General features: G+C 48.3%; 12 protein-coding genes. All 12 read left to right on the top strand.

The window, feature by feature from the left end:
• On the top strand, window positions 1-753 hold a 753-nt coding region (locus tag VB081_RS11315), incomplete at its 5' end, for an aldehyde dehydrogenase family protein (RefSeq protein WP_323400920.1).
• Between the two features lie 12 nt (window positions 754-765).
• On the top strand, window positions 766-2,100 hold the full coding sequence (locus VB081_RS11310; protein ID WP_323400919.1) for a 4Fe-4S dicluster domain-containing protein: 1,335 nt from the start codon (window positions 766-768) through the stop codon (window positions 2,098-2,100).
• Window positions 2,097-2,642 (top strand): BMC domain-containing protein, encoded by a 546-nt coding sequence (locus VB081_RS11305; RefSeq protein ID WP_323400918.1) that lies wholly within the window; start codon window positions 2,097-2,099, stop codon window positions 2,640-2,642. Before VB081_RS11310 ends, VB081_RS11305 begins: the two co-directional genes overlap by 4 nt.
• Before the next feature lie 35 nt (window positions 2,643-2,677).
• Window positions 2,678-2,956 (top strand): BMC domain-containing protein, encoded by a 279-nt coding sequence (locus VB081_RS11300; RefSeq protein ID WP_323400917.1) that lies wholly within the window; start codon window positions 2,678-2,680, stop codon window positions 2,954-2,956.
• Between the two features lie 42 nt (window positions 2,957-2,998).
• Complete coding sequence (locus tag VB081_RS11295) at window positions 2,999-3,277, top strand: BMC domain-containing protein (RefSeq protein WP_323400916.1); 279 nt, start codon at window positions 2,999-3,001, stop codon at window positions 3,275-3,277.
• 18 nt (window positions 3,278-3,295) lie between these two features.
• The gene (locus VB081_RS11290; protein ID WP_323400915.1) at window positions 3,296-3,595 is read left to right on the top strand and encodes a EutN/CcmL family microcompartment protein; all 300 of its coding nucleotides are present in this window, start codon (window positions 3,296-3,298) and stop codon (window positions 3,593-3,595) included.
• A gap of 284 nt (window positions 3,596-3,879) precedes the next feature.
• A complete protein-coding gene (locus VB081_RS11285; RefSeq protein WP_323400914.1) occupies window positions 3,880-4,149 on the top strand; it encodes a EutN/CcmL family microcompartment protein in 270 nt (89 codons plus the stop codon).
• Between the two features lie 145 nt (window positions 4,150-4,294).
• Complete coding sequence (locus tag VB081_RS11280) at window positions 4,295-4,570, top strand: BMC domain-containing protein (RefSeq protein ID WP_323400913.1); 276 nt, start codon at window positions 4,295-4,297, stop codon at window positions 4,568-4,570.
• 77 nt (window positions 4,571-4,647) lie between these two features.
• Window positions 4,648-5,835: a sugar ABC transporter substrate-binding protein gene (locus VB081_RS11275; protein ID WP_323400912.1), complete on the top strand. Its 1,188-nt coding sequence runs from the start codon at window positions 4,648-4,650 to the stop codon at window positions 5,833-5,835.
• A 200-nt stretch (window positions 5,836-6,035) separates the two neighbouring features.
• Window positions 6,036-7,550 (top strand): sugar ABC transporter ATP-binding protein, encoded by a 1,515-nt coding sequence (locus VB081_RS11270; RefSeq protein WP_323400911.1) that lies wholly within the window; start codon window positions 6,036-6,038, stop codon window positions 7,548-7,550.
• 3 nt (window positions 7,551-7,553) lie between these two features.
• A complete protein-coding gene (locus tag VB081_RS11265; RefSeq protein ID WP_323400910.1) occupies window positions 7,554-8,555 on the top strand; it encodes an ABC transporter permease in 1,002 nt (333 codons plus the stop codon).
• Window positions 8,556-8,643: 88 nt separating this feature from the next.
• A complete protein-coding gene (mtnK, locus tag VB081_RS11260; RefSeq protein ID WP_323400909.1) occupies window positions 8,644-9,870 on the top strand; it encodes an S-methyl-5-thioribose kinase in 1,227 nt (408 codons plus the stop codon).
• Window positions 9,871-9,895: the final 25 nt, after the last annotated feature.

Genomic DNA, 9,895 nt, shown 5'->3' with positions numbered 1-9,895 from the left:
ACAGGCGGGGAAGCGGTGGTAGGCGTAGCAATGAAGACGGGCAAGAAAGTCATTGCGGCAGGGCCTGGAAATCCGCCGGTCATCGTTGACAATACTGCCGATCTTCAGCATGCGGCGCAGTCGATCGTTGACGGTGCAAGTTTTGACAACAATGTGCTGTGCATTGCTGAAAAAGAAGTGTTTGCTGTGAATAGTATCTTTGATTCGCTGGTGTCTGCGATGATCCCGCTTGGGTGCTACAAGGCGCAGGGGGAAGACATTCAGAAGATTATCAATACCGTCCTTGTGAATAAAGACGGTCGTTATGTGATCAACAGGAAGTATGTAGGAAGCAACGCATCGAGAATATTGCAGGACAGCGGTATCAGCTTTAGCGGCGATCCGCGGCTGGTCATTGCGGAGGTAGACAAAAATCATCCCTTTGTTATGGTAGAAATGTTGATGCCGGTACTGGGCATGGTGCGTGTAGCGAATGTCGACGAGGCGATCGAAGGCGCTTTCATGGCGGAGCAGGGTTGTCAGCATTCGGCGATGATCCACTCGACAAACATACATAATATGTCGAAAGCGGCGACAGTCATGAATACGACGATCTTTGTTAAGAACGGCCCTTCCCTTGCAGGCTTAGGATTTGGAGGCGAAGGATATACAACGCTGACGATCGCGACGCCGACCGGCGAAGGACTGACAAGCGCAAAATCGTTTACGCGTTCGAGAAGATGTGTGATTCAGGGAGACTTCAGGATCGTATAAGGAAGATAACGAATGGATATCGTTGAAAAAGTACGTGAGGCAGGGATCGTAGGCGCAGGCGGCGCAGGATTCCCGACGCATGTAAAAATCAATTGCAAAGCTGAATATGTGATTGCAAATGGCGCGGAATGTGAACCGCTCTTGCGGGTAGACCAACAGGTGATGGCGGTCTATGCGCAGGATCTGGTCGACGGGATGCGCGTGGTCATGGAACAGACAGGAGCGCTGCAGGGCGTTATCTGCTTAAAATCCCATTACCATGATGCAGTGGAGGCTCTCCTCGCTGTGCTGCAGGGTGACGATAAGATCAGGCTGCATCAGATGAAAAGCTATTATCCTGCGGGAGACGAGCAGGAGATGGTATATGATGTTACCGGCCGTGTCGTGCCTACAGGTGGATTGCCACTCGATGTGGGGGCGGTCGTTTGCAATGTAAGCACGCTTGTCAATATCGCGCATGCAATGAATGGAGAGCCTGTGACGGATAAATTCGTTACGGTAGGCGGAGAAGTGGAGCACCCGGCAACGTTTTGTGTACCGGTCGGCACGCCGATCAGCACGATCATTGCGGCAGCCGGCGGACCGGCGGACAGAAGCGAGTATATCCTGATATTGGGTGGCCCTTGTATGGGAGCGCTCTCAGAGGACTGGGAGACGCCTGTTACCAAAACGACGGGTGGTGTGTTGGTTTTCAAAAAAGATCACCCGCTGATTGCTAAAAAGGGAAATAACAGCAAGGAGGACATCAAGCTGGCGCAGGCAGTATGCTGCCAGTGCTCGATGTGCACTCAGCTTTGCCCGCGCAATGCGCTGGGACTGCGTGTGGAGCCGCACAAGGCGATGCGCGCTGCGGCAAACGCACAGGGAGGATTGCTAGGCGATGTAAACGGCGTTTTCTCTTGCTGTGACTGTGGTATCTGTACCTATTTTGCATGTAACTTTGGTTTGAAGCCTTCCAAGATGATGGGAATGTTTAAACAATCTTTGGGAGAAGCGGGTATCAAGCCCAAAAAGGAAGTATATGGACGGGTTGATCCGGGGCTGGAGCTCAAGAAAGTCCCTGTGTCACGCATGATCAGCCGGATGGGTGTCAAGCAGTATGACGTGCCTGCACCGCTTGCAAGCGGAGTGACGCAGGTCGTGGACGTGAAAATCCCACTCAAAATGCACATCGGCGTACCGTCTGTCTCTGTGGTAAGGACAGGAAGCACGGTAAGCAAAGGACAGCTGATCGCCGATATCCCGGAAGGTGCGCTGGGCGCAAAGATCCACGCAAGCATCAACGGTACGGTGACAGATATTGCGGATACATATATTGAAATCCGTTCGGACGGAGGAACAAGATGAATGCTTTAGGAATGCTGGAAGTGTTGAGCATCCCGCAGGGGATCGAGGCAGGCGATGCAATGATGAAGGCGGCGCAGGTGGAGCTTATTACGGCACAGACGGTGTGCGCCGGAAAATTCATTGTGATCGTGGGCGGAGAGGTCGCGGCGGTAAAGGAAAGTGTTGAGGCCGGTACGGTTTGTGCGCAGGATACGCTGGTGGACAGCATCGTGATCCCACATGTGCATGCTAACGTGTTTACGGCGATCAACGCATGCAGCGATGTTGGCAACGTCGGTGCGATCGGAATATTGGAAACATTTTCGCTGGCGGCGGCGGTGATGGCTGCTGACGCAAGTGTGAAAGCAGCGGATGTGAAGCTGATCGAGGTGCGCCTGGGACGCGGTATGGGCGGAAAATCGTTCGTGCTGCTGACGGGCGATGTGGCGGCGGTGGAAGCTGCTGTCAAGGCGGGCGAGAGTCCGGATGAGGTGCAGGGGCTGATGTCGAAAAGCGTCGTGATCCCGTCGCCGCATCCTGATATCATAAATGCAATAGTATAATAAAATCATGTTTGAGTAAACGGAGGATATGAAAAATGGCAAAAGAAGCTTTGGGAATGGTAGAAACAAAAGGGTTGATCGGTTCGATCGAGGCGGCGGACGCAATGGTTAAAGCTGCAAATGTTACATTGGTCGGCAAAGAGCAGATCGGCAGCGGACTTGTGACGGTTATGGTGCGCGGCGATGTTGGCGCAGTCAAGGCGGCGGTCGACGCTGGCGCTGCTGCTGCAAAAAGAGTGGGCGATCTTTATGGAGTGCATGTGATCCCGCATCCGCATGATGATGTGGAAGGAATCTTGCCGCATATTGGATAACGAACAAAAATTCTAACGTATAAACGTATAAGGAGAAAAACGATGGAAAAAGAAGCTTTGGGAATGGTAGAAACAAAGGGCCTGATCGGCGCGATTGAAGCGGCTGATGCAATGGTAAAGGCAGCGAATGTAAAACTGATCGGCAAACAGCAGATTGGCAGCGGACTTGTGACGGTTATGGTGCGCGGCGATGTTGGCGCAGTCAAAGCGGCGGTTGATGCAGGCGCGACGGCTGCAAAGAGAGTGGGCGACCTTTACGGCGTGCATGTGATCCCAAGACCGCATAATGATGTGGAAGGAATTCTGCCGCACGTAGAATAATAGATAAGGTGTTGTGCTTTGAAAATCGCAAAAGTTGTTGGTAACGTGGTTTCAACAATAAAGGATAAGAGATTTGAAGGCTACAAATTGATGATCGTTGAGTATCTTGACCTAAGCGGTAAACCGCAGGGGGTGCGTCATATTGCGCTTGACGGCGCAAACGCGGGGATAGGCGACCTTGTTTTGACAAACAATGACGGCGGAGCGGCGGTCATGGTTATGGACGACAAGGAATTGATCGCTGACGATACGATCGCAGGTGTGGTTGATTATTATACGGTCGATGGCTGTACAAAAACAGCAAAGGATTTGTATTGATCTTTTCTTTTGCTTAAAACATGTGTTGCGATACGGTATTCTGTTTATAAGAATACCGTATTATTTTACCCTCAAATACCGGTTTTTTGGAAGACGGTTCAATCCAAAAAACTTTTATAATAATTTTATTTTAAAAGATTGACAAAATGAAAGTCTGCGCTTACAATATAATTAACAAACCACACAAAACCACACAAATACACAAAAACTGCATAAAAATATGACAGAACTTGTATGTAATACGTATATCGAAGATTCGAATTTTATGGAGCAGAGGAGACCGGATGTATACTGGCAGAGTAGAGGGCACGGTGGTGTCTACCGTAAAGGATGAACGCCTTACAGGGATTAAACTGTTGGCCGTACGCCTGATTGAAAACGGAAAAGACAAAAGTCTGATCGTTGCGGGAGATGCGACGCGGCAGGCCGGAGTCGGTGATCTTGTGTACATGATCGGTCGCAAGGAAGCGGCGATGATGTTCGAGATGCAACCTGAACCGCCGGTCGATGTAGCTATCGTGGGATTTATTGATGATTATAACGAAGTAATATAACGTTACGTACCGAACTATTAAGAATACCTTTTCGTTCGTCTAAAAAAGGGCAAAAAAAGACACCCTTTCGGGTGCAAATGCGCTATATATGCAATATAACGAATATGACCGAAAAGGTATGGTTTATAACGAAAGAGGTAATCAAATGTTAAAAGAAGCTTTGGGAATGGTAGAGACAAAAGGTCTGATCGGGGCAATAGAGGCGGCTGACGCGATGGTTAAGGCGGCTAATGTACGTCTGATTGGAAAACAGCAGATCGGTTCCGGACTTGTAACCGTCATGGTACGGGGAGATGTAGGCGCTGTTAAGGCAGCTGTTGACGCGGGTGCTTCCGCGGCAAAGAGAGTGGGAGATTTGTACGGCATACACGTAATTCCCAGCCCGCATGATGATGTGGAAAGCATCCTGCCCATAGTTTAAAGTGTTTCATAAGTTTCATTAATATGTGTTGGAGTGACACATAAATGAATTGAGGCTATTCAATAAGGAGGAAAATTATGAAAAAGTTAGTTGTATTGGTACTCGCTGTTGCAATGATCGTAACAGTTTTCGCAGGCTGTACGGCTGCTCCGGCAGCTTCGGAAAGCCCGAGCGCTGCTGCTTCTGAGTCGGCGGCTGCTCCGTCCGAATCTGCGGCTGAACCGTCTGAATCGGCAGCTGCCGGTGGCGACGCTGCTATTCCGGAAGGCGTGCAGGGTGGCAAGAAGATCGCTGTTGTCCGCAATCTGGCAAACGGCGACCACACACAGCAGTTCCTGGCTGGTTGCGTAACGGAAGGCGAATCCTTCGGATTCACGGTTGATACGTTTGTAACAGACGGCGACGATGCTAAGCTGCAGCAGACAGTATCACAGGTACTGCAGAAGGACTATGATGGCATCATCGTTTCGCACGGACAGCTAGCATATTCCTATGATATGCTCAAACCTGCAATCGATAAAGGCATGGTCGTTTCTACATTCGATACGATGCCCTACAAAGATGGCAACGCTGACAATGAGCTTTTAGCGGGCGTAACATCTACATCGCAGGATGATCAGAAGCTGGCAACACTGTCCCTGACAGATATGATCGAAACAACGGGCAAAAAGCCGGTAAAAGTTCTGAAGACGTTCATGGGCCCCGGGATCCCGCCGCTTGACAGACGTAATGAAGTATATACAAAAATGGAAAGCGAAGGCCTGATCGAAACAGTTGAAACAATCGCTCCTTCCGACAGCGCAAACGCACGTGGCGACATGACAGTTAAAACGGCGGCAATCCTGCCGAAATACGCGGAAGGTTCTGTAGACGCGATCTGGGGTTGCTATGATGAGCTTGCAAAAGGTGTTCTGCAGGCGCTCAAAGATGTGAACCGTACAGATATCCCGATGTTCACCATCGATATCTCCAATGACGACATCAACCTGATGCTCGAAAATCCGGATGTATGGATATCTACAGCTGCGGTTGACCCGAAACTGATCGGTATTGCAAATATGAGACTGATCGCTCTGAAACTCGCTGGCGAAGAAACACCGGATTATTATACGCTGGATGCACAGCTTGTGAAGACAACACAGTTAAACGACACGATCACCATGGAAAACCTGAATACTGTTGTTGACGGATGGGGCACACTCGAGGGCATTTCTGATCTCGACACACCTTGGATGGATGCACTTCGTGCAGAATTCGCAAAATAAGTAACATTTACTGAAAAAGATTATACTGGCAGGCCCCGAACGAGAGACACTCCATCTGATTCGGGGCTGTCGGTATGATTTGATCTATGCACTTTATTTTTTGTTTTTATTTATAAATTAGTTTTGTTAGATGGAGAGTACAAAAAGTTTGAGTATTTATCGTTATGATTTACATATACGATAGGCAGGTGATTATACAGATGGATAACATAAAAATAGAAATGAAAGACATTTCGATCGAATTCCCGGGCGTAAAGGCGCTGTCTAACGTGGACTTTACAATGGAGACGGGCAAGTCGTATGCGCTGGTCGGCGCGAACGGAGCCGGGAAATCGACCCTTATGAAGGTTCTTGCTGGTGCGAACACGCACTATACAGGACAAATATATGCAAACGGACAGCCCATCGAGATCAGGTCTCCCAAAGACGCGGTCGAGCAGAAAATCGCGATCGTGTATCAGGAGGTCGATACAGCTTTGATCCCATATCTATCCGTAGCTGAGAACGTTATGTTCAACATTATGGTCAATGAGATGGGGAAAAAGCAGGTTATCAAATGGAGTGAGATTCGCAAACGGGCGAAACAAGTATTAAACCGTTTCAATGTTGACATTAACGTCAATACGATCGTTTCGGAATTATCTTTGGCACAAAAGCAGATGGTTCTGATTGCCCGCTGCGTGGCGGAGAACTGCAGATTTTTGATACTGGACGAGCCGACGGCCCCGCTTTCTAATACGGAGACGGAAGAGCTCTTTCGTGTTGTACGCGAGCTGATCCAGAATGAAAACGTTGGTGTGGTATTTATTTCCCACAGATTAAACGAGCTTTATGAGATATGTGAAGAGATCACGATCATGAAGGATGGACAAAACGTGATCAGCCTTCCTCTGACCAAAGAACTGACAGTGAATCAGATCGTAGAGTATATGCTTGGGCGCAAATTTGATGAAAACTTCCCCAAACAGACAGTTGAAATCGGCGACGTATTGCTGAATGTGGAGAATTTGACAGAAAAGGAAGAAAAAATCAAGGATATCTCTATAACAGTACGCAGGGGAGAGGTCGTCGGCGTATCAGGATTGGTTGGCGCGGGAAAAACAGAGCTGTGCAAGACGTTATTTGGAGCGTTGAAGCGAAAATCGGGCGCTGTGACACTGAATGGGAAAAAGTTATCGGTGAAGACGCCACACGCCGCTGTAAGAAACGGCTTTGCATTGGTGCCGGAAGAACGTAGAAAAGAAGGCGTTTTGATCAATGATCCTGTGTATAGCAACATTACGGTTGCGGCAATGAAAAAATATACAGGGGCGCTTTCTGTTGTCAACAAGGCAAAGGAAAAAGAAGACGCGCGGCAGATGATCAAGGATTTGGGGATCAAGACCCCGAGCGAAAATCAGATCGTCGCACTATTGTCGGGCGGGAATCAGCAGAAGGTTGCCGTTGCGAAATGGTTGAACTCGGACGCCGAAATCTATATTTTTGATGAGCCGACAAAAGGCGTGGACGTTGGAGCGAAGCGCGATATTTTTGAATTGATCGAGCGGCTGGCCGCAAATGGGAAAGGTGTTATTTACGCTTCCTGTGAGTTTAACGAAATTTTAGCGATTGCCGACCGTACCTATGTGATGTATGACGGCAAGATCGTAGCTGAGCTTGATATCGAAGACGTCAGCGAAAAAGAACTTCTATATTATTCAACGGGAGGAAATTAAAATATGAATCCGAAAGAGGCTCAATTACAAAAGAAAAAAGGTGGTTCTCCGCTTGATTTTATTACAAACTGGGGAATGCTTTTGATTATTGCAATATTGTTTGTGTTTTTTGCAGTTTCTATGCCGGGAATGTTTCTGACAGGCGACAACATGATCACCATTTTAAGAAACATTTCTATTACAACGGTGATCGCGGTAGGCTTGACATTTGCGTTATCTGTAAACGGTATGGACTTATCCATTGGTGCAAACGCGAATTTTGCCGCTGCATTTGTAACAACAACGTTCGTCTGGTATGGCATGCAGAGTATCGGTGTTTCGATCCTGCTGACGATCATCGTATGTCTGAGCGTTGCGGCTGTCAACTGCCTGCTGATCGTAAAATTTAAGATCATGGATATGATCGCCAGCCTGGCAACAATGTTTATCTTTCAGGGAATTGCACTGACATATACACGCGGCGGTGCGGTAACAGAGCGTATGATGATGCCTGATGGATCGCAGGCGCCGGGTCTGATCCCGCCGGAGTTCAAGGCTCTGGGTAAGGCGGAATTTCTGATCCCGATCATGCTGATCGTTGTGGTGTTCGCCTTCTTCTTCCTGACCTACACCAAGCACGGCCGTTATATGTATGCGGTAGGCGGTAACCCGGAAGCGGCACGCTTATCCGGTATTCCGGTAAGTAAATATCGTGTGCTGGCCTATGTGTTTTCTTCGATTTTTGCCGCACTTGGCGGTATTATGCTCGCGGCTTATATCGGCAGCTCGCAGGTCAAGGCAGGCGATGCTTACCTGATGCCATCCGTTGCGGCGGCTTACATCGGGTTCTCGGTTGCGGGAGCGGGAAAAGCCAATCCATTTGGTACGCTTGCAGGCGCGGCTCTGGTAGGGCTGCTCGATAACGGCTTTATCATGATGTCCGTACCATATTATGCAATGGACATTGTAAAGGGATGCGTACTCGCAGCAGCACTGGCGCTTACGTATGCACGCAAAAAGAACTAGGCGTCATTAAGAAATTCATAGTATAATAAAATACAACGGAGTGTAAAAGCTCCGTTGTATCATGTTACTGATAAAGGAGGCAAGAAACATGGCTGATTTTAGCAAGTACTTTTTGATGAGTACTGACAATGTGATGGAATATGCAAAAGAAAAACTCGATATGTTTTCGGATGATGCGGTCTTGCAGGCAAAAGAGATCGGCGACGGAAACTTAAATTATGTTTTCAAAATTTGGGAAGATGCGACAGGCAAGTCTGTGATCATAAAGCAGGCGGGCGTGGAAGCGAGAATATCGTCTGATTTCAAATTGTCGACCGATCGCAACAGGATAGAAGTGGAGATACTTACGCTGGAAGATAAGCTCTGTCCGGGTCTGGTTCCGCATATCTATATGTATGACCCTGTAATGAATTGTTTCGCAATGGAAGATTTGTCCGACCATCAGGTGATGCGCAGCGCGCTTTTGAAGCACGAACAGTTTTCGCAGTTTGCGGATGATATCACGACTTATCTTGTCAACAGCCTGCTGCTGACGACAGACAGAGTGATGGATTCCAAAGAGAAAAAAGAGATGGTCAAGCGCTATATCAATCCGCAGCTTTGTGCGGACATATCCGAGCCGCTTGTGTATACGGAACCGTACAACGATAATCTGGGAAGGAACCTTGTGTTCCCGCCGAACGCGGATTTTGTCAAGAAGGAATTGTATGATGATAAAGCGCTGCATCTTGAAGTTGCGAAGCTGAAATATGATTTTATGAACAACGCGCAGTCTTTGATACATGGCGATCTGCATACGGGTTCTGTGTTTATCAAACAGGGTTCTACGCGCGTGATGGATCCGGAGTTTGCGTTCTATGGGCCGATGGGATACGATATTGGCAACGTGATCGCGAATATGATCTTTGCATGGGCCAACGGAGATGCTACAATAGAGAATGCAGAAGAAAAAGCAGATTATCTTGGCTGGATCGAGAGCACGATTAGCAATATTGTAGACCTGTTCAAGGAAAAATTCCTAAAGGCTTATGGCGCGAATGTGACAGAGCCGATGTCGAAAACGCCGGAGTACCGCGATTATTTTCTTGATACGGTGCTTACGGATACAGCAGGCGTTGCGGGGCTTGAAATGAACCGCCGCACGGTGGGAATGGCGCAGGTCAAAGACCTGACGACGATCCCAGATGAAGCAAAACGTGTACGCGCAGAGCGCATCGTGATTTTGTGCGCAAAAGACTTTATTATGAACAGGACGCAGTATAAGACGGGCAAGGATTATATCGATAAGCTCAAGTCTGTGGCTGCGGAAATCTGATAAGACGAGGTATGGGTGAATGAAG

It is taken from the genome of Christensenella sp., from assembly GCF_034927525.1.
Taxonomy (GTDB): Bacteria; Bacillota; Clostridia; order Christensenellales; family Christensenellaceae; genus Christensenella.
This window is presented reverse-complemented; position numbering and strand designations above follow the sequence as displayed.

Bases quoted from the DNA above. Each gene is read 5' to 3' on its own strand.
- VB081_RS11310 (WP_323400919.1), top strand. From the start codon at position 766: ATGGATATCGTTGAAAAAGTACGTGAGGCAGGGATCGTAGGCGCAGGC.
- VB081_RS11305 (WP_323400918.1), top strand. From the start codon at position 2,097: ATGAATGCTTTAGGAATGCTGGAAGTGTTGAGCATCCCGCAGGGGATC.
- VB081_RS11300 (WP_323400917.1), top strand. From the start codon at position 2,678: ATGGCAAAAGAAGCTTTGGGAATGGTAGAAACAAAAGGGTTGATCGGT.
- VB081_RS11295 (WP_323400916.1), top strand. From the start codon at position 2,999: ATGGAAAAAGAAGCTTTGGGAATGGTAGAAACAAAGGGCCTGATCGGC.
- VB081_RS11285 (WP_323400914.1), top strand. From the start codon at position 3,880: ATGTATACTGGCAGAGTAGAGGGCACGGTGGTGTCTACCGTAAAGGAT.
- VB081_RS11280 (WP_323400913.1), top strand. From the start codon at position 4,295: ATGTTAAAAGAAGCTTTGGGAATGGTAGAGACAAAAGGTCTGATCGGG.
- VB081_RS11275 (WP_323400912.1), top strand. From the start codon at position 4,648: ATGAAAAAGTTAGTTGTATTGGTACTCGCTGTTGCAATGATCGTAACA.
- VB081_RS11270 (WP_323400911.1), top strand. From the start codon at position 6,036: ATGGATAACATAAAAATAGAAATGAAAGACATTTCGATCGAATTCCCG.
- VB081_RS11265 (WP_323400910.1), top strand. From the start codon at position 7,554: ATGAATCCGAAAGAGGCTCAATTACAAAAGAAAAAAGGTGGTTCTCCG.
- mtnK (WP_323400909.1), top strand. From the start codon at position 8,644: ATGGCTGATTTTAGCAAGTACTTTTTGATGAGTACTGACAATGTGATG.